Genomic DNA, 24,909 nt, shown 5'->3' on the forward strand with positions numbered 1-24,909 from the left:
TTTTGGGCGTCTCCTTACGTTTAGGAGGAATGAATCATGCCGGCACTGGCATTAGCAGAAATCGGAAGTACACAGGTCCAAACGTATATCGCACTCATCATTTTTTTAGTGACCTATGGCTTCATCATCAGTGAAAAAGTAAGTCGGGCGATCGTCGCCTTGCTTGGAGCGCTCGCGATGGTCATCATCGGTATCGTGGATCTCGAGACCGCATTGTTTGAATATATTGAATGGGGAACGATCGTCTTATTGATCGGCATGATGATTCTTGTCACGATTGCCAATCAATCTGGCTTGTTCGAATACATTGCAATCCGCGCTGCGAAGACGACGAAAGGAGATCCGATCAAGGTATTGATTTTACTGTCCGCATTGACGGCACTTGGATCGGCATTCCTTGATAACGTCACGACGGTTCTATTGATCGTTCCGATCACATTTTCGATTACGAAGATACTTAAAATCGCGCCGTTTCCGTTCTTGCTCGCAGAAGTCCTATTTGCGAATATCGGTGGGACGGCGACCTTGATTGGGGATCCACCGAATATCATGATTGGTGCCGCAAATCCACATTTGACGTTCAATGCCTTTTTAGTGAATCTTGCACCAATTATCCTCGTCATCACGGTCGTAACGATCGGCATCCTGTATTTCATCTTCCGGAAGCAGTTGCATGTCGAAGCGGAAGATCGACAAAAACTGATGGAAATCGATGAGAAGAGTTATATCGTCAGTCGAAAATTGGTCACGCGAAGTAGTATCGTTCTCGTCAGTACGATTGCGCTGTTCGTGTTACATCCGGTGCTTGATCGAATCGGACTTCATCTCGAAGCACCAGCGATCGCGATTCTTGGAGCGACCGTTCTGATGCTGCTGACGATTGAAAACGATCATCAGTTAGAGGGAATCTTTGCCCGTATCGAGTGGACGACAATCTTTTTCTTCGCCGGATTGTTCGTGCTCGTCGGTGGGATTCAGGAAGCGGGCATCATCCGCTACCTCGCTGAAAAGACGATTGATTTGACAGGTGGCGATATTCAGACGACAGCGACTGCTGTGCTTTGGTTGTCTGGTATCGCCAGTGCGACGATTGATAACATCCCGTTCGTCGCGACGATGATTCCACTCATCAATGATGTAGCTGCTGGAATTGGATTATCATCAGCAGATGCGAAAGTGGACGTGTTATGGTGGTCCCTCGCACTCGGTGCCTGTCTCGGTGGTAACGGGACATTGATCGGTGCATCGGCGAACGTCATCGTCGCGGGTCTCGCGACACGACAAGGTGAAAAATTTACCTATATGCGCTTTTTGATTTATGGAGCACCGATCACGATCGTAACGTTGATTCTATCGCAACTCTATCTGTGGATTCGATATTATTAAGAAAACGGAAGGTGGACCTTCCGTTTTCTTTTGTGCGTCGCTCTTACTACCTGATTGTGCTATAATCGAACGATAAGAGCATAACTGTTTCTTAAACTTAACTATAGAGCTAGACCATTATCTGGAGGTTTTATTCTTGTTCAAACGACTTTATCCGAAACATTTCGTGGCTTCGATCTACGATATCGACCTTGAAATGCTCAAACGAAACGGTGTCAAAGCGATTTTGACCGATCTTGATAATACGCTCGTCGCATGGAATATCGCAGATGCTCCAGACGAATTGGTTGCTTGGCTGGATATGGTGAATAATCAATATGGTTTCGACGTCATCATCGTATCGAACAATAACGGAGACCGCGTCAAGAAGTTCGCGGATCCACTCGGATTGCATTATATTGCGCCTGCTCGAAAACCGCTTCCTATCGGGTTTAAACGAGCATTGACGGAATTCGGTTATCATGCGAAGGAAGTTGTCTTCTTAGGAGACCAACTCTTTACGGATGTACTCGGTGCAAACTCCGTTGGAATCGAAGTCATCCACGTTCAACCTGTCGTTAAGACGGACGGTGTCGTCACGAAATTCAATCGCCTGATGGAACGTGTCATTTTCCGCCGGATGAAACGCAAAGGAATCTATAAATTGACACAACGCGTCAAGGAAGATCCTTCTGCACTGGAGCATCCGATCGAAACACTTCGTCAGGATAAGCAACAATAACCCTGTCAGATCGGTAGATGAAAGGGAAGGCAGCAGTCGCAACATGTACGGCGAGAGGTCGGAAGTTACGCTCTTGGAGTAGCGAGCAGGGCGCTACGGTGAAAAGAGAAGGGATATCGTTCCCGCATGCGGCTCAACATAATATGATCGAAGAAATCCACTGCGCTGGCTGTGGTGTCGCCATTCAAACGGAAGACACAAAAGCACCAGGATACGCACCTAAATCTGCACTTGATCGTGAAATGGTCATTTGCCAACGTTGCTTTAAATTAAAGCACTACAATCAAATTCAAGATGTATCGTTATCGGACGATGATTTCGTTAAAATCTTAGACGGAATCGGTCAAAAAGATGCACTTGTCGTTAAAATCGTTGATATCTTCGATTTTAATGGAAGCTGGTTACCGGGATTACATCGGTTCGTCGGTAAAAACGACGTCTTACTCGTCGGGAACAAAGCCGATTTATTACCGAAGTCACTCAACCCGAACCGTCTCATGAACTGGATGCGTCAAGCATCGAAAGAACTTGGATTACGTCCAGTCGACGTTCATCTGATCAGTGCGAAAAAAGGGCACGGAGTCGATGAACTCGCTGAAAAAATCGATTATTATCGAAAAGGTCGCGACGTCTATGTCGTTGGTTGTACGAACGTCGGGAAATCGACGCTGATCAACCAAGTCATCAAACGCTTCGGTGAAGAAGATGAAGCCGTCATCACGGTCAGTCACTTCCCAGGAACGACACTAGACTTGATTGACATTCCACTCGACGATAACTGTAACCTGTATGATACACCGGGGATCATCAATCATCATCAGATGGCTCACTATGTTGATGCAAAGGACTTGAAGCTGATCACACCGAAAAAAGAGATCAAGCCATAAGTCTTCCAAATCCATCCGCAACAGACACTCTTCTTCGGAGGTCTTGCACGATTGGACTATATGGAAGGGAACAAGCGTTCATTCGTCATCTACATGTCGAATGAATTGAAAGTTCACCGGACGAAGCTTGAAAAGGCAGACGATTTATACGCGAACCATAACGGTGAGCTGTTGTCTCCGCCAAACGAAAAGACGCGTGAGATGTTACCGCCGCTTGTCCGTCATGAATTCAGCCTCCGCGACAACATGAAGACGGATATCGTCTTCAGTGGACTCGGGTGGGTTGCGGTTCACGGAAAAGGTGGACGTGTCGCTGCTTACGCCCCGAAAGGTGTCGCTGTATCCTTACGTGAGGCGCTCGTCTGATGCGCTTTGCCGTCATCGGTCATCCGATTGCCCATTCACTTTCACCTGAGCTGCATACAGCTTGGCTGGAAGCGGCTGGGCTTTTCGGCTGTTATGACCTCATCGATGTAACGGAGCAGCAATTGCCGCAAATCATTACGAAATTACGCACACATCAGCTAGACGGAATCAATGTGACGATTCCACATAAAACAGCAATCATTCCGTATCTGGATCGGCTAGAGCCGGCAGCTCAAAAAGCAGGCGCCGTGAATACGGTATATCGGCAGGATGGGCAGTTGATTGGTGCGAATACAGATGGAATCGGATTCGTCCGCGCGTTGACAGAACGTCGTCCGTCATTTCAAAAGACGCTCGTTCTTGGTGCGGGCGGTGCGGCGCGAGGCATCATTGCTGCGTTGCCCGGAGATGTGACGATCACGAATCGTACAGAAGAACGCTCTAAGGCAGTTGCCGATGAATTCGGAGCAACCGTTCTACCATGGCAAAAAACATTTGATTTAACGAGTTACGACGTCATCATCAATACGACTTCTGTCGGGATGGCGCCACATATCGAGGCACGTCCGATCGAATTGACGGAGACGCACGCCTTGATTTGTGATATTATTTATCGGCCGACGCCGACCCGTCTATTGCGTGAAGCGACCGAAAAAGGTCTCGACACACTTGACGGCGTCCCGATGTTCGTCTTACAAGCGGCTGAAGCATTTGAACGCTTCACCGGACAAGCACCTGACCTTGCACTTGGCGAGCAGGTGATACGAAAGCAATTGGAGGAATTTTAATCATGTTAACAGGTAAACAAAAACGTTTTTTACGCGCGACAGCTCACGACTTAAACCCGATTTTCCAAGTCGGTAAAAATGGAGTCGGAGAAGCGATGTGTGCTGATTTGATGGATGCGCTCGAAAAACGGGAACTCTTGAAAGTACAAGTATTGCAAAATTGTGCGGACGCACCGAAGGATGTCGCACAAGAACTCGTCGCAGGAACGAATGCTGAACTCGTTCAAGTCATCGGAAAAGTCATCGTTCTCTATAAAGAATCAAAAGAGAACAAGACGCTCGAATTGCCACGATGAAAATCGGACTGATGGGCGGAACGTTCGATCCTCCGCATATCGGTCATCTCCTGATTGCCGAACAAGCGCAGGAACAACTTGAACTCGATGCGGTCTGGTTCGTACCAGCGAATGTGCCACCGCATAAACAACGTACAGTCACAGACGCAACCAAGCGTTTACGCCTTGTAGAAGAAGCAATTGCATTGAATCCTGCTTTTTCCGTCTCAGCAATCGAGTTTGAGCGCGAAGAGCCTTCCTATACGTATGATACGATTCGTGCACTCAAGCACCGGTACCCGGAGCATGAGTTTCTATTTCTCATTGGAGCAGATTCACTCGTGAGTCTCGATACGTGGTATCAAGCCGAACAGTTATACGAGGAAGTCGTCTTTGGTGCCGTCGCTCGACCGGGCAGTCGGTATCTGATTCCGCGTGGTGCCCGTGTGAAAGCGGTCGATATGCCATTGCTAGAAATTTCTTCGACGGATATCCGGCAACGGGTCGCGCGTGGACGGAGCATTCGCTACCTTGTACCGGAAGCCGTTCGACAACGGATTGAGGAGTGGAATCTATATGCGCCTTGAAGAAGCACGTCAAATCATTGAGCGTACGTTGCCTGAGCGACGCTATGTGCACACATTAGGTGTCGTTGAGACAGCACGACACTTGGCTCTTAAATATGGTGTTGACGAAGAAGAAGCAACACTTGCTGCTATGCTTCATGATTATGCGAAATACCGCGATACGAATGAGATGCGTTCGATTGCCGTTGAATTGAATCAACGGGTTTTACTCGATTATGATGACGAACTGCTTCATGCGCCAGTAGGTGCGGAGCTTGTCCGTCGAGAACTTGGTCTTGATTCAGACGTGATTTATCAAGCGATCGCAAATCACACGACGGGGGCACCCGGTATGCCGTTGCTCGATCAAATCATCTTCGTCGCGGATGCGATTGAACCAAATCGCAGTTATCCAGGTGTCGAAGCGCTTCGTGAAGTAGCGGAGCAGGATTTGACGGACGCCGTCATCGCAACACTCAGTCAGACGATTCATTTTTTATGTAAAAAACAAGCCATCATCTTTCCGCGAACGATTGAGACCTATAATGCCTTCGTCGCGGCCAAACGAAAGGGGACCGTCCTATGACAGTCGAACAAGAATTACAATTAATCGTAAATGCCATCGACGATAAACGCGCTGAAGATATCGTCGTCCTGAATATGTCGAGCATCTCACCAGTTGCCGACTACTTCGTCATCTGTGAAGGGAATTCAGAAAAACAAGTACAGGCAATCGCACGTGAACTCAAAGAAGTCGCGCACGAACATAACCTGCCGATCAAACGTCTCGAAGGATTCGATGCGGCACGTTGGGTGTTAGCGGATCTTGAAAACGTCGTCGTTCACGTCTTCCACCGTGACGATCGTGATTACTATAATCTCGAAAAACTCTGGGCAGATGCTCCAAAGGTTGAAGTCGAGGTCAACTAATGGCATACGAACAGTTCGCCTACATCTATGATGAATTGATGCAAGACGTCCCGTACGATCAATGGGTCGACTGGGTCAAAGCATACGTTCCGACTGGCAGTACGATTGCTGATATCGGATGTGGAACGGGTACGGCGACGCTTGCATTAGCGGCACACTATGAGATGCTCGGAATCGATTTATCGGAAGAGATGCTCGAAGTCGCGCAGGAAAAAGCGATGGAAGAGGGATTACGCATTCAATTCTGGGCGCAAGACATGCGCGAAATCGAATTGCCGACACCTGTCGATGCCGTGACGATCCTATGCGACTCCTTGAACTATCTCCGGACGGAAGAGGATGTCAAACAGACGTTTACACATGTAGCAGCAATCCTCAAAGAGGGTGGACGTCTCTTATTTGATACACACTCTCCATACAAGATGGAAACGTTGTTCAATGGAAAGACATATGCGACACATGCGGAGCAAAGTTCGTATATCTGGTTCGCGGATCCTGGTGAAGCACCGCTTTCTGTCGTCCATGAACTGACTTTCTTCATCGAGGAAGAGGACGGTCGCTATGAGCGTGTCGATGAAACGCATCATCAGCGGACGTATCCTCCAGCACAGTACGTGACATGGTTACGCGACGCCGGATTCCGGGTCCTCGCGGTCACAGGCGATTTTGGACCGGATGCTCCTTCTGAGACAGCCGAGCGGATTTTCTTCGTTGCTGAAAAAATGTAAAAGTGATCTCATCCGTCTTCTTTAAGTGATACACATTCGTGTTGCTTAAAGGAGACGGATTTTTTGTTCGTCAAACAGATGCTAATTCAAAGTAACGGTATGGATGGTATGACCTTTATTCGACATAACACACCGTATCATGTTGTAAAAGAGTGGTTAGTGTGTATTCCTTCGTTTCCTGAAGTCCGTAGCGACCTGTTAGAGTCGTGGAAAAAGGAGGGATTCGTCTTGACCGTTCCACGTTTGCAACAAATCGCAGGTCTCGTCGTCGTCCTGCTACTCATCATTTTATTGTTCGTACCATTACCCTCTTGTTCGAATGAAGCGATGGTCGATCAACCGTCCTTAACGGATAAACAACAAGAGGCAAAAGCAGAGCCAGTAGAAAAAGATACCTCGATTCGTGACAAACTCATCATGGTCGATGTGAAAGGGGCGGTAGAAGCACCTGGACCCTATCAATTTCACCTCGGTGATCGAGTGAAGGATGCAATCGAAAAAGCAAAGACGACTGAGAAAGCTGACATTCGACAAATGAATCTCGCGGCACGTCTCATTGATGGACAGGAAGTCATCGTGCCGGTAAAAAAGACGAAAGATCAGCCGAAACCAACGAAACGCTCAAAAGCAGAGATACCAAAAGGACTGATTGACCTCAATGCGGCAACGGCGGAACAGTTGATGGAGGTTCCGGGAATCGGTCCTGCCAAAGCAGAAGCGATCTTAGCCTATCGTGAGGAGAAGGGAGGATTTGCGACGTATGAATCACTCGGAGATGTAAAGGGCTTTGGGGAAAAGACGTTAGAATCGCTTAAATCCTACCTGATCGTCTACTGATGCCGCTTCATGCGCTGTTCGTTCTCTTACTCATTGTCGCCATTAAAGAATCGATCTGGTGGTTAGTGACGCTGATGCTATTTACTGTCATGAAGTCATGGTCTTTTTCAATCGGTCGTCTTTTCTTTTTGTTCATTCTGAGTTGTCTATTCATCGGAATGGGTCATCTGTCACCTGAACCGCACGACGTCTCGTCTGTTGACATCTTATCAGGTAAGCGTAATGGGGATCGAATTCGCTATGATGCGGAGAGCAACGGTCAATCGGTTCTATTGACGGCAACGATTGCAGAAGATGAGACAGGATACGAACGAATCGGTTACTCCTGTCACGTCGATACGGAACCGCTCGATGTCCGTCAACAATCGAATGCGGGAGGTTTTGACGAACTGCAATTCATGCATACGAATCGTTACGCTGGAAAGTGGGAAGTACGTTCGTTTGATTCCTGTCATCCGACACTTGGATATGCGGCAGAAGGAAGACGGGTACGTGAAGCATGGTTGAAACGGATAGAAGACTTGTTACCACAAAAGCAAGCATTCTACGTCGAAGCACTTGTATTTGGTGAGGATCGATTAATGGATCAAGTGACGCTCGAACGGTTTAAGAAATTCGGCTTATTACATGCGATCGTCATCTCAGGATCACATATCGCTTTTTTAGTGTTTAGTCTGCTGTACGTCTTACGAAAAATCAGGATGACAAAAGAAAAACGACTTGATATCGTTCTGATCTTACTGCCGATTTACGGATGGTTGACGGAGTGGAGTCCTCCAGTCACTCGGGCTGTGCTCGTCGCGATGATTCTGTTGCTCGGTCGTCGTTTCCACAAACCGTTAGATCCGGTGGAGGTCATTGCGGGGGTCGCGGCTTTTCAATTGGCGATTCAACCAACTGTCATTTACGATATCGGATTTCAATTGACGGTCGGACTGACGCTGTTTCTTGTGCTGTCGAGACGACTCATGGGTTCGGTTCGTCGTCCTTGGAACTGGCTGCTTATCAGTGCTTGGGAACAGTTTGGAACACTCCTCTTTTTACAGGGGATTGAACAGACGACGGTTTCAATTTGGTCGCCATTGTTGAATCTATTGATTGGTAGCTGGATTGAGTGGGTGATTCTGCCGGGATCGTTCATTCTGGCGACACTCCCGTTCTTACCGATTCGTTCAACGTTTCAGATCGCGCATCAGTACGCGATTCAATGGATGGACCAAGCGTTACGACTGGCGGAGAATCTGCCGTTGGCGATGGTTGCCGTTCCAGCATTTTCTCCGATCGTCTTGACAATCGTCGTTGTCGGAACAGGAATCGCTTGGTATATTGCTGAGCGGAGATGGTGGGGGCATGCACTCCCGCTGATTCTTTTACTTACGGCATGGGGGTATACGGAGTGGCGCGTACCTGAACAAATCACGTTTTTAGATGTCGGGCAAGGGGATAGTATCGTACTTGAGAAAGCAGGAGAGACGTTCGTCGTGGATACCGGTGGCGTTTATCAGCAAACGACGCATCCACTGCTCCGTCCGTTCGATCCAGGTAGTCATATCGTCGCGCCCTTTTTATTCACACGAGGAGAAGCAGAAATCGACGGTCTCATCGTGACGCACGCTGATCATGATCACGTCGGTGGACTGCTAGGATTACTGCGTCAAGTTCGCGTGAAAACCATTTATTTAGGTGCGTATGACAACACGGATGAGAAGCGAAACGATTTGATTCGTTCGATCGAAGCAACTGGGACGCGTGTCGAGTTCATTCAAAAGGGGCAAACGATTCGTCCTTGGTTACAGGTACTTGCACCGACTGGACGAGAAGAAGAAGAGAACGATCGGTCTATTATATTACTTGCACAGATTGCCAAACAACGTGTTTTACTGACGGGTGACGCTGGCCTAGCAATCGAGGACGAATTAAGCGTTGGACCAATCGATATTCTAAAAGCAGGTCATCATGGTTCGAACACGTCGACCGGTGAAGAACTCTTGCAGAAGACAAATCCGAAGATTGTCATCTTATCAGTCGGACGAAAAAATCGATACGGGCATCCGCATCCGGACGTGCTTGAGCGGATCGGGACAGATCGGATCGTCTTTCGAACGGATGAGGACGGGAGTGTAACTTGTTCTTCAGCGGGCTGTGAACCTATGATAAAATAAAAAAACAGCAACCCCCCAAGGTTGCTGTTTTACTGATTATAGACTTAAGAACTTAATTGCGACACCGATGATGAACAAGACTGCGAAGAAGCCGAATGATGCACCAAAACCAACGGCAGAGTCGAGCGCATCGTTGCGTTTTGATTGAATATCGTTCTCGAACGCGTTTTCACTTGGTGGGCGTACTGAATGTGCCATGCTGCATTCCCCCTTAATAGATTCCGCTTCTAGTATAGCGGAATAAAAGAGGATTATCTATGATGAAGTTAAGAACAAACTGTGAAATGTGGTGGGAATGATGAAAACTCCTTGGCTCGTCAACGGAAAATTAGCGAATTTATACTTATTATATGGAACAGAACGACACTTGTTAGAAGAATGGGAACGTGAAATCGTAAAAGCGGCTCTTCCGGACGGAGAACGCTTTGATTATATGAAAATCGATTTGAACGACCAACCGCTTGATGCGGTACTCGATGAAGCGGAGACGGTACCCTTTTTAAGCGACTACCGTGTCGTCGTTGCAAAACCTGCAACGTTTCTGACAGGAGCGAAAGATAAAAAACAACATAATCTCGAACGGTTAGCAGATTATATCCTACAACCGGCAGACTACGCGGTCGTTGTCTTGATCGTCGAAGCAGAAAAGCTCGATGAACGAAAAACCGTCGTCAAACGATTGAAGGAGCGCGCGACGGTACTAGAGGCAAAAAAACCGACGACCGAAGAGTTGTTCCGCTTCGTTCTGGATGCTGTCAACGACAAAGGATACCGGATGGAACGTCCAGCAATCGAGCGACTCATTTTCTTGACTGCTGAGATGTGGGGGACATTAGCCCATGAACTTGAGAAGTTGATGTTGTTTGCAGGGGACCGACCAACAATCGAAATCGAGGATGTCGATTTGCTTGTTCCGCGGACATTAGAGGACAACGTCTTTCAATTAACGGACTACTTGATGAAGCGTCAACTCGAACCAGCGATCCGCTTGATTCGCGACCTTGAAAAACAAGGACAGGAAGTGTTGGCTCTCCTTGGACTGATGGCACGCCAATACCGGATGATGTTGCTGTCGAAACGATTAGCAGAACAAGGATACGGAGAACGACAAATCGCATCAAAAGTCGGAGCCCATCCGTATGCGATCAAATTGGCACTCCAGTCTGCCAAACGGTTTACGTTTGCGCAGCTCGAGCAAGCACTCATCGCCATCACGACGACAGATGAAGGTATGAAAACAGGACGCGGTGATAAGAAGATTCTATTCGATGCGTTGATTGTTCGCTTAGCGACGCTATAAGAGGAGGCAAACGATGATGGAAGTCCAGATCATTACAGCAGAAGAGGTCATCCCATTACGGCATGATGTGTTACGTCCACATCAACCACGTGAAGCGTGTATCTACCCAGACGATGCGCTTGCATCGACGTTTCATCTCGGCGGGATAAAAGCACAACAAATCGTCGCAATCGGTAGTTTCTCGGAACAATCGCATGCACAAGCGCCAGGAGCGACGTATCAGCTTCGTGGTATGGCGTCGAGTGAAGACGTGCGTGGTGAAGGGTATGGTCGGGCGCTGATCGAAGAAGCCCGTCGTCTATTGAAAGAACGACAAGTGACAGCTTGGTGGTGTAACGCCCGCGTCACGGCACTTCCTTTTTATGAACGCCTCGGACTGGAACGTGTTGGAGAACCGTTCCTCATTGAAGGGATCGGTCTTCACTATGTCATGATCGATCGTCTAGACGACAAGTAAGACAAGAAATGGCGGACGAAGGAATCGTTTTACACGAGTCCTTCGTCCGCCATTTCAGATCATATAAAAAATCGCCACTGGAGAACCCTCCTAGTGGCGACCCATCACCGTATTCTTCGGAAAGAATTAAAGTGCGTTTACGAGTTTAGCGAGACGTGATTTGTCACGACCAGCTTTGTTGCTGTGGATGAGACCTTTAGCAGCAGCTTTGTCGATTTTTTTAGAAGCTGTAGCGAAAGCAAGGACCGCTTGGTCTTTGTTACCTTCAGCTGCGAAAGTTTCGACTGCTTTAATCGCTGAACGCATTGCCGATTTACGTTGTACGTTAGCGACGCGGCGTTTTTCAGCTGTTTTAACGCGTTTGATTGCTGATTTAATGTTAGCCATGGATGATTCACCTCCAATAAAACTCATTCGAGATTTATATTCGCATATCTGCAGTTATCGTTCAACAGAACAAACACAATTGTAGCAAACGTTTTTCTTAAAAGCAATACGACGTCTAGGGAATCTTCACATTTTGTTTTTCGGGTAAAACAAAACGAGATAGTACAGTGAAGCGCTTTTTGGTATAATGAACCGTATGTACGTTTGAAAATAAGGTAAGGTGACTCTAAACATGACGAATGAAGACCGTTTAAAGCGGCAGAAGAGTATTCGTAACTTCTCGATCATTGCCCATATCGATCACGGGAAGTCGACACTCGCTGACCGAATTTTAGAAAAAACTGGCGCGTTGACATCGCGCGAAATGAAAGATCAGACACTTGATGCCATGGATCTCGAACGTGAGCGTGGCATCACGATTAAACTCAACGCTGTTCAATTGAAGTATACAGCAAAAGATGGGGAAGATTACATTCTTCACCTCATTGATACACCTGGACACGTCGACTTCACATATGAAGTCTCGCGTTCACTTGCAGCTTGTGAAGGGGCTGTCCTCGTCGTCGATGCGGCGCAAGGAATCGAAGCGCAGACGCTTGCGAACGTTTACTTAGCACTCGACAACGATCTCGAAATCCTTCCGATCATTAACAAAATCGATTTACCTTCTGCGGATGTCGAACGCGTCCGTCAAGAAATCGAAGATGTCATCGGACTCGATGCATCTGAAGCCGTTCCGACTTCTGCGAAGGCAGGGATCGGTATTGAAGAAATTCTCGAACAAATCGTCGAGAAAGTACCAGCGCCGACGGGTGATCCGTCTGCACCACTCGAAGCATTGATCTTTGACTCCTATTATGACGCTTACCGTGGTGTCGTAGCATCGATTCGAATCGTCAACGGAACAGTTAAAGTCGGCGATAAGATTCGGATGATGTCGACAGGTAAGGACTTTGAGGTTCTGGAACTTGCCGTTGCGACACCAAAACCATTACGTCAGCAAGAATTGACGGTCGGTGATGTTGGGACGTTGTCTGCTTCGATCAAAACGGTCGGCGACGTACGTGTCGGGGATACGATTACGCTTGCGAAACAGCCAGCTACTGAAGCACTGCCAGGATACCGTAAGATGAATCCGATGGTATACTGTGGACTCTATCCAATCGATGCTGCGAAATACAACGATTTACGAGAAGCGCTTGAAAAACTACAACTTAGTGACGCGGCGCTTGAGTTCGAACCAGAGACATCACAAGCACTCGGATTCGGATTCCGTTGTGGATTCCTCGGGATGCTCCACATGGAAATCATCCAGGAGCGGATCGAACGTGAATTCAACATCGATATGATCACGACGGCACCATCGGTTATCTATCACGTGACGACGACAGCGGGTGAAGTCTTGCACGTCGATAACCCATCGAAGATGCCGGATCAGCAAAAAGTCGAATTCATCGAAGAGCCCTTCGTTAAGGCTGCTGTCATGACACCAAATGACTACGTCGGTGCGATCATGGAGTTGTGCCAGAAGAAGCGTGGGACATTCGTTGACATGCAATATATCGATACGACACGTGTCAAAATCACGTATGAGTTACCGTTATCTGAGATCGTCTACGACTTCTTCGATCAGTTGAAATCGAGTACGAAAGGGTATGCGTCACTTGATTATGAATTGATCGGCTACCAACAGTCGCGTCTCGTCAAGATGGACATCCTGCTCAACAACGAGAACGTCGATGCGCTCAGCTTCATCGTTCACCGTGACTTCGCGTACGAACGCGGGAAAGTCATCGTTGATAAGTTGAAAGAATTGATTCCGCGGATGCAGTTCGAAGTGCCGATCCAGGCCGCTGTCGGAACGAAGATCGTTGCTCGTTCGACGATTAAGGCATTACGGAAGAACGTTCTCGCGAAATGTTACGGGGGAGATATCTCTCGGAAACGGAAGCTGCTCGAGAAGCAAAAAGAAGGTAAGAAACGCATGAAGATGGTAGGCTCAGTAGAGGTACCGCAAGAAGCCTTCATGTCCGTTCTATCCATGGACGAAGATTAAACAGGTGGGGGGCGCTTGCGTCCCCTTTTTGGTTTTTATAGAGAAAGGATGAGGCGAAATGGGAATACGCGCCGCATATGTCCACATCCCTTTTTGTGAACATATTTGTTATTACTGTGATTTCAATAAAGTCTTTTTAAAGAATCAGCCCGTTGATGAATACCTCGATGCGCTCGAACGCGAAATCGAACTGACGTTGAAACAATACCCGACGGATCATCTCGAGACGATCTTCATCGGTGGCGGAACACCAACCGCTTTAAATGAACCACAGATGCAACGGTTGATGGAAATCATCCAGAAACACTTGTTGCCCCTGACAGGCGATGATTTAGAATACACGGTCGAGTCAAACCCGGATGGTGTATCAGAAGAGAAACTCGATATCATGAAGGCGGGCGGTGTCAACCGCGTCAGTTTCGGTGTCCAATCGTTTGACGACGGTTTGCTCGAACGTATCGGTCGGACGCACCGGGAAGCAAAAGTCGCGCAGACGCTCGACGCAGCAGCGAAACGGTTTGATAACATCTCCGTTGACTTGATGTTCGGGTTACCGAATCAGACGCTCGATCAGGTCCGCTACGACGTCTCGCGGGCACTTCAATTACCGATCACGCATATCTCCTCCTATTCGTTGATTTTAGAACCGCACACGGTCTTTGCGATTCAAGAGCGAAAAGGAAAGTTACCGCTACCGACGCAAGATCTCGAGGCAGAGATGTATCAAGTGATGATCGATACGATCGAAGCAGGTGGATATGCGCAGTATGAGATCTCGAACTTCGCGCAAACAGGAAAAGAGAGTCGTCATAATCGCGTCTACTGGGAAAACGATGAGTACTACGGATTCGGTGCAGGATCACACAGCTACATCAATCAGACGCGTCGTGCGAACATCGCACCAATTCCGCACTATATCAAGGCGGAAGGGTTACCGGTTCGAAAAGAGACGCCGTTGACGAACGTCGAGCGGATGGAAGAAGAGATGTTCCTTGGACTTCGAATGAAGGATGGCGTATCACTCGAACGTTTCCAGACGAAATATGGAGTAGCGTTTAAAGATGTGTTTGGTGATGTCATGAAACGTTTATTGCCAAACGGTCTCGTCGAACAGACGGAGACACATATCCGTTTAACGCCTGCTGGTATTCCGTTAGCGAACGAAGTCTTTGCGGAGTTCATCGGTGAAGCGCAGGTTCAATGAATCTTGAATAAATGAAAAGAAGCGGTGTTTCCTTAAAAAAGAGGAATACCGCTTCTTTTCATTTTTTGGATTTCCTTAAAAAATAGGCAGTCGTTCCGATGACCGCGATGAACAGCCAGACAAAGACTCCTGCCATTGCCAATAATTCAATCATCCGATTCATCCTTTCCGTTCTTTGTTTCACTGTATCGCAGAATGGGAAACTGTTCAAAGGGTCACGCAATTCGGTTGACATCGGACGGACAATTCCTTATAGTAAAAGATGTAATTAGCACTCGTTAAAAGTGAGTGCTAACAAAATAAGGTGGTGAAGAAGGTGCTGACGGATCGTCAATTGTTGATTTTACGTGCAATCGTCGATGATTACATCAAGACTGCTCAACCCGTCGGCTCACGGACGCTCTCCAAGCGAGACGACGTGACGTTCAGTTCCGCGACCATTCGTAACGAGATGGCGGACCTCGAAGAGATGGGTCTGATTGAAAAGCCACACACTTCCGCAGGACGGATTCCTTCCGAACTCGGATATCGTTTTTATGTCGACCATCTGATTCGTCCGGAAAGCATCACACCAAAAGAAGCGCAGGCATTGAAATCACTCTTTGCCCATTCCGTGAATGAGAATGATCGGTTGATTCGGCACACAGCAGACCTGTTGAGCGATTTAACCCATTACACGACGCTTGTACTTGGACCAAAAGAAGAGGGACAACGCTTGCATCATCTGGAATTGATTCCTCTTGCCGAAGGTCGTGTCGTCATCGTTCTCGTCACCGAGACGGGACATGTCGAACACAAGACCTTGCAATTGAATCAAGCGTTGTCCCAGGAAGCAGCGAGCCGACTGATGGAACGTCTGAATCAGACGTTACGCGGTACGCCGCTCTCAGCCTTGCGCAGTCGTCTGCTCGAGGAAATCCGTCGCTTCCGTTCAGAGCATTCTGAACAGACGGTGTTGCTTTCGAAGGCACTTGATCTTGTCTTGACGGATCAAGAGGAGCGACCGTTCATCTATCTGGGCGGGAAAGCCAACATGTTCGATCAGCCTGAATTTCAGGACGTCGCAAAACTACGACCTGTTCTCGAGTTGATCGAACAGCAAGAAGCCGTTCTCGATTTCCTCCGACCGAATCTCGAAAATCAAATCCTGATTACGATCGGGAGTGAGAACAATGTGGATGCATTAAAAGATTGTAGCGTCATCCGGGCCCATTATTCGGTCGACGGTGTCTCGATCGGGACACTCGCTTTGATCGGACCGAAACGGATGGATTACAACCGGGGAATCAACTCGATCATCCATCTACTTCAAGCATTCCAAACCGAATTGCATAAGAACAATTTGGATTGAATATAGAAAGGGGCTCGATTCAGAGTGGAAGAAAAAGAACAGAATCAAAACCTCCAACAAGAAGAAAACGTGACAGAGCCGACTGAAACCGTCGAAGTCACAGAAGAAGAAGTCATTCAAGCGGATCTCGTCGAAGACGAGAAACCAGACTTCGAAGCACAACTCGCAGAAGCAAAAGCTTCAGAATTACGCCTTCGTGCGGATTTTGAGAACTTCAAGCGTCGTAACCGTGTCGAAGCAGAGAATCGCGCGAAGTATTCTTCACAAGCGATCGTCGAAAAGCTATTGCCACTCGTCGATAACTTGGACCGTGCGCTCCAAATCGAGACGGAAAACGAAGAGACGAAATCCGTCTTGACGGGTGTTGAGATGGTGAAACGTCAACTCGTCGAAACGCTTCAAAATGAAGGCGTCGTCGAGATTCCAGCTGTCGGTGAAGCGTTCGATCCGAACTTACACCAAGCGGTCGTTCAAGAAGCGAGCGAAGAACACGAATCAGGCGTCGTCATCGCTGAATTCCAAAAAGGGTACAAATTGCACGATCGTGTGATTCGTCCGAGTATGGTTAAAGTAGCTGAGTAATCGGCTTGCACTTTATTATTCCAATCATTGAAAGCGAGGAAATAGATCATGGCAAAAATCATCGGTATTGACTTAGGTACAACGAACTCATGTGTTGCAGTAATGGAAGGTGGCGAACCTGTCGTCATCGCTAACGCAGAAGGAAACCGTACGACACCATCTGTCGTCGCATTCAAAAACGGCGAGCGTCAAGTAGGGGAAGTCGCAAAACGTCAAGCGATCACGAACCCGAACACGATCATGTCAATCAAGCGTCATATGGGTACGGACTATAAAGTAGAAGTTGAAGGCAAAGACTACACACCACAAGAAGTCTCTGCGATCATCCTTCAAAAACTAAAAGCACAAGCAGAAGACTACCTCGGTGAAAAAGTCACAGAAGCTGTCATCACAGTACCTGCTTACTTCAACGATGCAGAACGCCAAGCAACAAAAGATGCTGGTACGATTGCTGGTCTTGATGTAAAACGGATCATCAACGAGCCTACAGCGGCAGCACTCGCATACGGTCTCGAAAAAGGCGAAGATCACACGATCCTCATATATGACCTTGGTGGCGGTACGTTCGACGTGTCGATCCTTGAACTCGGTGATGGCGTCTTTGAAGTTGTTTCAACTGCTGGTGACAGCCGTCTTGGTGGAGATGATTTCGACCAAAAAATCATCGACCATCTTGTAGCAGAATTCAAAAAAGAAAACGGCATCGATCTTGCTCAAGATAAGATGGCGCTTCAACGTTTGAAAGATGCAGCTGAAAAAGCGAAAAAAGACCTTTCAGGTGTTTCTTCAACACAAATCAGCCTTCCGTTCATCACAGCTGGCGCATCAGGTCCACTTCACTTGGAAATGACACTTTCACGCGCGAAATTCGACGATCTCACAGCAGATCTCGTTGAACGTACGATGGAACCAACACGCCGTGCTATGAACGATGCAGGTCTGACACCAGACAAAATCGACAAAATCATCCTCGTTGGTGGTTCGACTCGTATTCCTGCAGTTCAAAAAGCAATCCAAGACTTCACTGGTAAAGAATCGTTCAAAGGGGTTAACCCGGATGAAGTCGTTGCACTCGGTGCAGCGGTTCAAGGTGGCGTGTTGACAGGAGACGTTAAAGACGTCGTTCTTCTCGACGTAACTCCACTCTCACTCGGTATCGAGACAATGGGTGGCGTGATGACGAAATTGATCGATCGCAACACAACGATCCCGACTTCGAAATCACAAGTCTTCTCGACTGCGGCAGACAGCCAACCAGCTGTTGACATCCACGTCCTCCAAGGGGAACGTCCAATGGCAGCAGATAACAAAACACTCGGTCGCTTCCAATTGACGGACATTCCACCAGCACCACGTGGCGTGCCACAAATCGAAGTTAAATTTGACATCGATGCGAACGGTATCGTTAACGTTTCTGCGAAAGATCTCGGAACGAACAAAGAACAGTCGATCACGATCCAATCATCAAGCGGTTTGACTGAAGCGGATATCGAGCAAATGGTCAAAGATGCAGAAGCAAACGCGGACGCAGACAACAAGCGTAAAGAAGAAGTCGAATTACGCAACGAAGCAGACCAACTCGTCTTCGCAACAGATAAAGCAATCAAAGACCTCGGTGAGCAAGTCGCTGACGCTGATAAAGAAAAAGCAGAAGCTGCAAAAGAAAAAGTAACAAAAGCTCTCGAAGGAACAGACATCGAAGCAATCCGTTCTGCAAAAGACGAATTGTCGACAGTCGTCCAAGAGTTGACACAAAAAGTCTACGAGAACATGGCACAGCAACAAGCTGGCGCTGAAGGCGCACAAGCTGGTAGCCAAGACGACAACGTCATGGACGCTGAGTTCGAAGAAGTCGACGAGAAAGACAACAAGTAATTCATCCGACCGATTTTTCGGGCGCTAGAGAGAGCCAAAGCGTATCCGCGCTTTGGCTCTTTCCATGTCGCACGAAGTTCGGTAAAATCAAACAGTATGAAATGAATCGGAATAGAGAGAGGAAGACTGCACGTGGAAAAACGCGATTATTATGAAGTACTAGGCGTCGCGCGCGATGCCTCATCAGCGGAAATCAAACGCGCGTACCGTAAGCTTGCCCGGACGTATCACCCGGACGTCAATAAGGAAGCAGATGCGGATGCGAAATTCAAGGAATTATCGGAAGCATATGAAGTGTTATCCGATGACAATAAACGAGCACGTTACGATCAATTCGGTCACCAAGATCCATCACAAGGTGGCGGTGGATTCAGTGGAGCTGAAGGATTTGGCGACATCTTCGACATGTTCTTCGGTGGCGGACGTCGTCAAGATCCAAACGCACCACGTAAAGGACAGGATTTACAATACGTCGAGGAAATCGACTTCATGGAATCGGTCACAGGCGTCGAGAAGACAATCACGATCCCAGTCGAAGAAGATTGCGGGACATGTCATGGTTCGGGTGCCAAACCAGGAACACATCCGGAAACATGTAAACGATGCGGTGGTTCGGGTCACATCAACGTCGAACAAAACACGATGTTCGGTCGTGTTGTTAACCAAACGACATGTTCGACATGTCATGGCCGTGGACAAATCGTCAAGGAGCCATGTGAAACATGTCGTGGAGCCGGTCGCGTCCGTAAAAACAAAGATGTCCGTGTCAAAATTCCAGCAGGGATCGACAATGGGCAACAAATCCGTTTAGCAGGTAAAGGGGAAGCCGGTGTCAACGGTGGACCAGCAGGTGACTTGTATGTCGTCGTTCGTGTTGCAGCACATGAACTGTTCGAACGTGTCGACGATCATATCGTCATGGATATGCCACTGACATTCGCACAAGCAACACTCGGTGATGAGATTGAAGTACCAACCGTTCACGGTAAGGTCAGTCTGAAGATTCCAGCCGGCACACAGACAGGATCGCGATTCCGTCTCCGCGGAAAAGGGATGCCGAACGTTCGGTCCGGTCACCATGGCGACCAGTACGTCAACGTCGTCGTCATCACACCGAAGAACCTGACGGAACGTCAAAAAGAACTCTTACGGGAATTCAATGAAATCAGCGATGAAAAAGGTGTCGAAGAGCAACACGAAGGTGTCTTCAGCCGGATCAAGACATTCTTCACAGGGTGATCACTACAGAGGAGCGTGACAAGAAATGAAATGGTCAGAGATCTGTGTCCATACGACACAAGAAGCCATCGAAGCAGTTTCAAACATCTTACATGAAGCGGGAGCAAGCGGAGTCGTCATCGAGGATGTCGAAGATTTCGAGATGATGTCCCACCGCGAAGATAACTTCGGTGAAATTTGGGATGAGACGAAACGAGACGAGTATCCGACACAAGGTGTACTCGTGAAGGCGTATCTTGCAGAAAGCAGCGATGTGACGGACACGATCAAAGGCATCGAACATGATATCCAGCAGTTGACGAACTTCGGTTTGTCGATTGGCACGGGTGCTGTCACGCTGACTCAAGTAGATGAAGAAGATTGGGCACATTCATGGAAACAATTCTATAAGCCGGTCAAAATTAGTCGCCATCTGACGGTCGTCCCAATGTGGGAAGATTATACACCACAACCGGATGAAAAGATCATCGAGCTCGATCCAGGCATGGCGTTCGGAACGGGAACACACCCGACGACGGTCCTCTGTATTCAAGCGATTGAGAACTACTTGCAAGAGCAAGACCGTGTCGTCGATGTCGGAACGGGATCCGGTGTCCTAGCGATTGCAGCTGCGAAGCTTGGGGCAAAAGATGTCTTTGCACTGGATTTAGACGAAGTCGCTGTCAAATCGGCGACGGAAAACGTCGCTTTGAACGAAGTCAGTGAGCAGATCACGGTCCGTCAAGGCGACTTGATGAAGGAATTGAGTGAGCCGGTCGAGTTGATCGTCGCAAACATCTTAGCGGAAGTCATCCTCCTCTTCGTCAAGGATGCTTATACATTGACGTTACCAGGTGGTCATTTCATCGCTTCCGGTATCATCAGTCAGAAGAAGGATATGGTCGTACAAGCGATGCAAGAAGCAGGTTTTACGATCGTCGAGACGACGAAGCTTGAGGACTGGGTCGCGATCATCGCGAAACGGGAGGAGTAAACGCATGCAACGGTATTTCGTCGAGCCCTCGATGCGTCAGGGAGATGTCTTTCATCTCCCGAAAGACGACGCACACCATATGAAAAACGTCATGCGGATGGAAGTCGGCGGAGAGATTCTCGTACTCGACGGGACAGGTCTTTACCGGTGCCGTCTGGAAGCACTCGATAAACAAGCGGCTTCTGCCCGGATCGAAGAGACTCTACCAATCGAGACGGAATTACCGATTCGTGTGACAATCGCCCATGGATTGCCAAAAGGCGATAAGATCGAACTCGTTGCCCAAAAAGCAACGGAACTCGGGATCCATCATCTACGAATTTTCGAAGCCGACCGTTCCGTCTCGAAATGGGATCAGAAGAAGGTTCCGAAAAAGATTGAACGCCTCGAAAAAATCGTCAAGGAAGCAGCGGAACAATCGTACCGTGCTCACTTGCCGACAGTCGACTTCGTGGCGTATGATGAAGTCTTACAGGATGCATCGAACTACACGGCTTGTCTGGTTGCCTATGAAGAATCAGCAAAACAAGGGGAGGCCTCCGTCCTCGCTACGACGCTTGCTGGATTGCAAGAGGGTGATTCCCTTCTTGTCGTCATCGGACCTGAAGGTGGGTTCGCTGAAGCAGAAATCGCACGTTTGACGGATGCCGGTTTTAAAAAAGCCGCTCTAGGGCGTCGCATCTTACGGACGGAAACGGCACCATTTTATGTCCTTTCCGCCGTCTCGTATCATTTTGAATTGAAAGGGTGAACGAAATGGCAACTGTTGCCTTTCAAACGCTTGGCTGTAAAGTCAACCATTACGAAACAGAAGCTGTCTGGCAACTGTTCAAGGACGCTGGTTACGCACGCGTTGATTTTGCTGATCATGCGGACGTGTATGTCGTCAATACATGTACGGTCACGAATACCGGAGATAAGAAAAGTCGCCAAGTCATCCGACGGGCGATTCGCCAAAATCCGGATAGTGTCATCTGCGTAACGGGCTGTTATGCCCAAACGTCTCCTGCTGAAATCATGGCGATTCCTGGCGTCGATGTCGTCGTCGGAACGCAAGATCGGCATAAAATGATTGGATACATTGAACAATTCCGTGAAGAACGCATGCCAATCAATGCGGTCGGAAACATCATGAAAGCAAAAGTCTATGAAGAACTAGATGTACCGGCCTTTACGGACCGGACGCGGGCTTCGCTGAAAATTCAGGAAGGCTGTAACAACTTCTGTACGTTCTGTATCATCCCATGGGCGCGTGGTCTCATGCGGTCTCGTCAACCAGAAGATGTCTTGAAGCAAGCACAACAGCTCGTTGATGCGGGTTACAAAGAAATCGTCTTGACGGGAATCCATACAGGTGGATACGGAGAAGACTTGAAAGACTACAACTTAGCGAAATTACTTAAAGCACTCGAATCCGTCAATGGACTTGAACGCTTACGCATTTCGTCGATCGAAGCGAGTCAAATCACGGACGAGGTACTCGATGTCCTGAAGGACTCACCAATCGTCGTTCGTCACTTGCACGTTCCAATCCAGTCTGCATCCGATACGGTCCTTCGCCGGATGCGCCGCAAGTATACGATGGCGGAATTCGGAGAACGGATCACGCGTCTGAAGGAAGTCCTGCCTGACTGTGCAATCACGTCGGATGTCATCGTTGGTTTCCCAGGTGAGACGGAAGAAGAGTTCATGGAAACGTTCAACTTCATCAACGATCATAAGTTCAGTGAGTTGCATGTCTTCCCGTACTCGAAACGGACGGGAACACCAGCTGCGATGATGGACGATCAAGTCGAGGAATCAATCAAAGAAGAACGCGTCGCGCGTTTGATTGCTTTATCAGATCAACTCGCGAAGGAATATGCTTCGAAATACGAAGGAGAACTGCTTGAGATCATTCCGGAAGAATTTTCGGAAGAAGCAGGCGGTCGTCTCGTCGGTTACACGGATAACTATCTGCGTGTTGCAATCGAAGGCGATGAGTCAATGATCGGACAACTCGTTCGTGTCAAAATCACGAAAGCCGGCTATCCGATGAATGATGGTCAATTCGTTCGAATCATGCAGACACTTAAAGACGCTGCAGTCTAATCGAAAGGGCAAAGGAAACCTCTGGTTTTCTTTGCCACTTTTTTTGTTTTCATTTCAGGAATGCGCTACACTGAATACAGTTCAATTAAGGAAAGAGGATATCATTCATGCGAATCAACAAATTCATTAGCGAAACGGGCTTTTGCTCAAGACGTGCTGCCGATAAACTAATCGATGCAGGTCGTGTGACGATCAACGGTCTGACAGCAGAACTCGGCTCGCAAGCTGAAGAAACGGACGTCGTCGAAATCGACGGTCAGCCGCTCCAGACAAAACCAAAACCTGTCTACATCGTCTTAAATAAACCAGTCGGCATCACGTGTACGACAGAGCTTGATATCGAAGGAAACATCATCGATTTCGTCAATCATCCGAAGCGGATTTTCCCAATCGGTCGCCTCGATAAAGATTCAGACGGCTTGATTCTTTTGACAAATGACGGTGATGTCGTCAACCGGATCTTACGAGCAGAAAACAATCACGATAAAGAATATATCGTAACCGTCGATGCACCAATTACGGATACGTTCATTCAAGGGATGGCGAGTGGTGTTGACATTCTCGGTACGACAACGAAGGAATGCATCGTTGAACCACTTGAGACACGGACATTCCGGATCATTTTGACGCAAGGGTTAAATCGTCAGATTCGCCGTATGTGTAAAGAGTTCGGCTACCGAGTTAAGCGTCTCCAACGCGTCCGGATCATGAACATCGAACTTGGCGATTTACCGATTGGTTCTTGGCGTGATTTGACAGAAGAGGAATTACGCGAGTTGTTTACGACGCTTGACGGGCAATAAGGTTCAATGAAAGTCGCCACTGGCGGCTTTCTTCATACATAAGGGGGATGACCGTGGATAAACGGGGTATGAGTGCGACATTCGTCGCCTACGTGATTGGTGGACTGTTGCCGATCTACAAAGTATTTGCTGCTGGTATTCCAGCATGGACGGTCGTTTCAATTCGGATATTGAGTGCGTTCATCTTCGTGACGTTGTTACTACGCCTGACGAAGAAATTCCAATTCGTTCGTCAATTATGGCAAAACAAACGCCAGCGCTATACCGTTCTTGCGGCAGGGCTCGTATTAGGCGGGAACTGGTCGCTCTATCTGTACGCCATCGGGGAAGGGTATATCGTTGAGTCGTCACTCGGGTATTACATCAATCCGCTCGTCAGCGTCTTGTTCGGTTTGATCTTTTTTAAGGAACGATTGACGCGTCCGCAAGTGATTGCAATTTTATCAGCAATCATCGGTGTGATGATTTTAACGCTCGGTTATGGTCAATTTCCGATTATCGCCTTTTCGCTTGCCGTCTCGTTCGCATTTTACGGTGTGCTGAAGAAAAAGGCAGCAGCCGAACCATTATCCGGATTATTTTTAGAGACACTCGTCACGCTTCCGTTCGCTCTCTTGACGCTTGGTGTGACAGATAGTCAACCGCTTGCGATGCCGACGAGTGCATTGATTGCGATCATCATGCTCGGAATCGCAACAGCAGTCCAATTGATGTTATTCGGATACGGAATGCCGAAAATCCCGTTTGTCTACGTCGGGATTCTCCAATACATTGCCCCGACGCTGACGCTGCTCCTTGGAATTTATCTATTTAATGACGTCTTTACGACGATTCACTTCATCGCTTTCCTGTTCATTTGGATTGCTGTTGCTCTATTTACGATCAGCGGTTTATCGGCAGGAAAGATGCGAATGAAGAAGGTATCATAATGAAAGAAGGGATTAC

At 48.0% G+C, this 24,909-nt stretch carries 25 protein-coding genes and 1 pseudogene; 24 read left to right on the top strand and 2 right to left on the bottom strand.

Annotation, left to right across the window (positions count from 1 at the left end; translation table 11 throughout):
- Positions 1-36 precede the first annotated feature (36 nt).
- The 11 genes and pseudogenes from KNQ09_RS00570 to KNQ09_RS00620 all read left to right on the top strand — a co-directional run bounded on the left by KNQ09_RS00570 (position 37) and on the right by KNQ09_RS00620 (position 9,646).
- On the top strand, positions 37-1,386 hold the full coding sequence (locus KNQ09_RS00570; protein ID WP_214857041.1) for an ArsB/NhaD family transporter: 1,350 nt from the start codon (positions 37-39) through the stop codon (positions 1,384-1,386).
- 136 nt (positions 1,387-1,522) lie between these two features.
- Positions 1,523-2,107, top strand: a complete 585-nt coding sequence (locus KNQ09_RS00575; protein ID WP_023467420.1) for a YqeG family HAD IIIA-type phosphatase — start codon at positions 1,523-1,525, stop codon at positions 2,105-2,107.
- A 143-nt stretch (positions 2,108-2,250) separates the two neighbouring features.
- A pseudogene (gene yqeH, locus KNQ09_RS00580) lies at positions 2,251-3,360 on the top strand (ribosome biogenesis GTPase YqeH).
- Positions 3,360-4,148: a shikimate dehydrogenase gene (aroE, locus tag KNQ09_RS00585; protein ID WP_214857042.1), complete on the top strand. Its 789-nt coding sequence runs from the start codon at positions 3,360-3,362 to the stop codon at positions 4,146-4,148. The pseudogene yqeH and the gene aroE overlap by 1 nt, the downstream one beginning before the upstream one ends.
- 2 nt (positions 4,149-4,150) lie before the next feature.
- Positions 4,151-4,444 carry a ribosome assembly RNA-binding protein YhbY gene (yhbY, locus tag KNQ09_RS00590; protein ID WP_023467424.1) on the top strand — a complete coding sequence of 98 codons (294 nt, stop codon included), beginning with the start codon at positions 4,151-4,153 and terminating at the stop codon, positions 4,442-4,444.
- Complete coding sequence (nadD, locus tag KNQ09_RS00595; RefSeq protein WP_064300344.1) at positions 4,441-5,010, top strand: nicotinate-nucleotide adenylyltransferase; 570 nt, start codon at positions 4,441-4,443, stop codon at positions 5,008-5,010. Before yhbY ends, nadD begins: the two co-directional genes overlap by 4 nt.
- Positions 5,000-5,575, top strand: coding sequence for a bis(5'-nucleosyl)-tetraphosphatase (symmetrical) YqeK (gene yqeK, locus KNQ09_RS00600; protein ID WP_023467426.1), 576 nt, complete (start codon positions 5,000-5,002; stop codon positions 5,573-5,575). Before nadD ends, yqeK begins: the two co-directional genes overlap by 11 nt.
- On the top strand, positions 5,572-5,919 hold the full coding sequence (gene rsfS / locus KNQ09_RS00605; protein ID WP_023467427.1) for a ribosome silencing factor: 348 nt from the start codon (positions 5,572-5,574) through the stop codon (positions 5,917-5,919). Before yqeK ends, rsfS begins: the two co-directional genes overlap by 4 nt.
- Positions 5,919-6,647, top strand: coding sequence for a class I SAM-dependent DNA methyltransferase (locus KNQ09_RS00610; RefSeq protein ID WP_058704798.1), 729 nt, complete (start codon positions 5,919-5,921; stop codon positions 6,645-6,647). The genes rsfS and KNQ09_RS00610 overlap by 1 nt, the downstream gene beginning before the upstream one ends.
- 228 nt (positions 6,648-6,875) lie before the next feature.
- On the top strand, positions 6,876-7,484 hold the full coding sequence (locus KNQ09_RS00615) for a helix-hairpin-helix domain-containing protein (protein WP_214724734.1): 609 nt from the start codon (positions 6,876-6,878) through the stop codon (positions 7,482-7,484).
- On the top strand, positions 7,484-9,646 hold the full coding sequence (locus tag KNQ09_RS00620; RefSeq protein ID WP_214857044.1) for a DNA internalization-related competence protein ComEC/Rec2: 2,163 nt from the start codon (positions 7,484-7,486) through the stop codon (positions 9,644-9,646). Before KNQ09_RS00615 ends, KNQ09_RS00620 begins: the two co-directional genes overlap by 1 nt.
- A gap of 36 nt (positions 9,647-9,682) precedes the next feature.
- Here the strand turns inward: KNQ09_RS00620 and KNQ09_RS00625 are convergent, their stop codons facing one another.
- Entirely contained in the window at positions 9,683-9,844 is a 162-nt protein-coding gene (locus KNQ09_RS00625; protein WP_023467431.1) for a YqzM family protein, read from the bottom strand.
- Positions 9,845-9,941: 97 nt separating this feature from the next.
- On the opposite strand from KNQ09_RS00625, the gene holA reads away from it, so the two are divergent.
- Together holA and KNQ09_RS00635 are read left to right on the top strand one after the other, a co-directional pair.
- Complete coding sequence (gene holA, locus KNQ09_RS00630; RefSeq protein ID WP_231681748.1) at positions 9,942-10,946, top strand: DNA polymerase III subunit delta; 1,005 nt, start codon at positions 9,942-9,944, stop codon at positions 10,944-10,946.
- Positions 10,947-10,959: 13 nt separating this feature from the next.
- Positions 10,960-11,403, top strand: a complete 444-nt coding sequence (locus KNQ09_RS00635) for a GNAT family N-acetyltransferase (protein ID WP_041255011.1) — start codon at positions 10,960-10,962, stop codon at positions 11,401-11,403.
- A 126-nt stretch (positions 11,404-11,529) separates the two neighbouring features.
- Here KNQ09_RS00635 and rpsT read toward each other — a convergent pair whose 3' ends face one another.
- Positions 11,530-11,790 (bottom strand): 30S ribosomal protein S20, encoded by a 261-nt coding sequence (gene rpsT / locus KNQ09_RS00640; protein ID WP_023467434.1) that lies wholly within the window; start codon positions 11,788-11,790, stop codon positions 11,530-11,532.
- Between the two features lie 232 nt (positions 11,791-12,022).
- Between rpsT and lepA the strand changes: the two genes are divergently transcribed.
- From lepA to rarD, 11 genes are all read left to right on the top strand, one after another.
- The gene (lepA, locus tag KNQ09_RS00645) at positions 12,023-13,846 is read left to right on the top strand and encodes a translation elongation factor 4 (RefSeq protein ID WP_023467435.1); all 1,824 of its coding nucleotides are present in this window, start codon (positions 12,023-12,025) and stop codon (positions 13,844-13,846) included.
- Positions 13,847-13,904: 58 nt separating this feature from the next.
- A complete protein-coding gene (gene hemW, locus KNQ09_RS00650) occupies positions 13,905-15,050 on the top strand; it encodes a radical SAM family heme chaperone HemW (RefSeq protein WP_214857046.1) in 1,146 nt (381 codons plus the stop codon).
- A gap of 316 nt (positions 15,051-15,366) precedes the next feature.
- Positions 15,367-16,401 carry a heat-inducible transcriptional repressor HrcA gene (hrcA, locus tag KNQ09_RS00655; protein ID WP_214857049.1) on the top strand — a complete coding sequence of 345 codons (1,035 nt, stop codon included), beginning with the start codon at positions 15,367-15,369 and terminating at the stop codon, positions 16,399-16,401.
- 24 nt (positions 16,402-16,425) lie between these two features.
- Positions 16,426-16,983 (top strand): nucleotide exchange factor GrpE, encoded by a 558-nt coding sequence (gene grpE, locus KNQ09_RS00660; protein ID WP_023467440.1) that lies wholly within the window; start codon positions 16,426-16,428, stop codon positions 16,981-16,983.
- A 48-nt stretch (positions 16,984-17,031) separates the two neighbouring features.
- Positions 17,032-18,858, top strand: a complete 1,827-nt coding sequence (dnaK, locus tag KNQ09_RS00665; protein WP_029341001.1) for a molecular chaperone DnaK — start codon at positions 17,032-17,034, stop codon at positions 18,856-18,858.
- A gap of 132 nt (positions 18,859-18,990) precedes the next feature.
- Positions 18,991-20,097, top strand: coding sequence for a molecular chaperone DnaJ (gene dnaJ / locus KNQ09_RS00670; protein WP_023467442.1), 1,107 nt, complete (start codon positions 18,991-18,993; stop codon positions 20,095-20,097).
- Between the two features lie 25 nt (positions 20,098-20,122).
- Positions 20,123-21,070, top strand: coding sequence for a 50S ribosomal protein L11 methyltransferase (prmA, locus tag KNQ09_RS00675; protein WP_214857051.1), 948 nt, complete (start codon positions 20,123-20,125; stop codon positions 21,068-21,070).
- Between the two features lie 4 nt (positions 21,071-21,074).
- Positions 21,075-21,821 carry a 16S rRNA (uracil(1498)-N(3))-methyltransferase gene (locus KNQ09_RS00680; RefSeq protein WP_214854793.1) on the top strand — a complete coding sequence of 249 codons (747 nt, stop codon included), beginning with the start codon at positions 21,075-21,077 and terminating at the stop codon, positions 21,819-21,821.
- Between the two features lie 5 nt (positions 21,822-21,826).
- On the top strand, positions 21,827-23,161 hold the full coding sequence (gene mtaB / locus KNQ09_RS00685; protein ID WP_023467445.1) for a tRNA (N(6)-L-threonylcarbamoyladenosine(37)-C(2))-methylthiotransferase MtaB: 1,335 nt from the start codon (positions 21,827-21,829) through the stop codon (positions 23,159-23,161).
- A 107-nt stretch (positions 23,162-23,268) separates the two neighbouring features.
- Positions 23,269-23,964, top strand: coding sequence for a 23S rRNA pseudouridine(2604) synthase RluF (gene rluF, locus KNQ09_RS00690; RefSeq protein WP_023467446.1), 696 nt, complete (start codon positions 23,269-23,271; stop codon positions 23,962-23,964).
- A gap of 47 nt (positions 23,965-24,011) precedes the next feature.
- Positions 24,012-24,893 (top strand): EamA family transporter RarD, encoded by an 882-nt coding sequence (gene rarD, locus KNQ09_RS00695; RefSeq protein ID WP_238239084.1) that lies wholly within the window; start codon positions 24,012-24,014, stop codon positions 24,891-24,893.
- Positions 24,894-24,909: the final 16 nt, after the last annotated feature.

Source organism: Exiguobacterium sp. s191 (assembly GCF_018618955.1).
Classification (GTDB): domain Bacteria; phylum Bacillota; class Bacilli; order Exiguobacteriales; family Exiguobacteriaceae; genus Exiguobacterium_A; species Exiguobacterium_A abrahamii.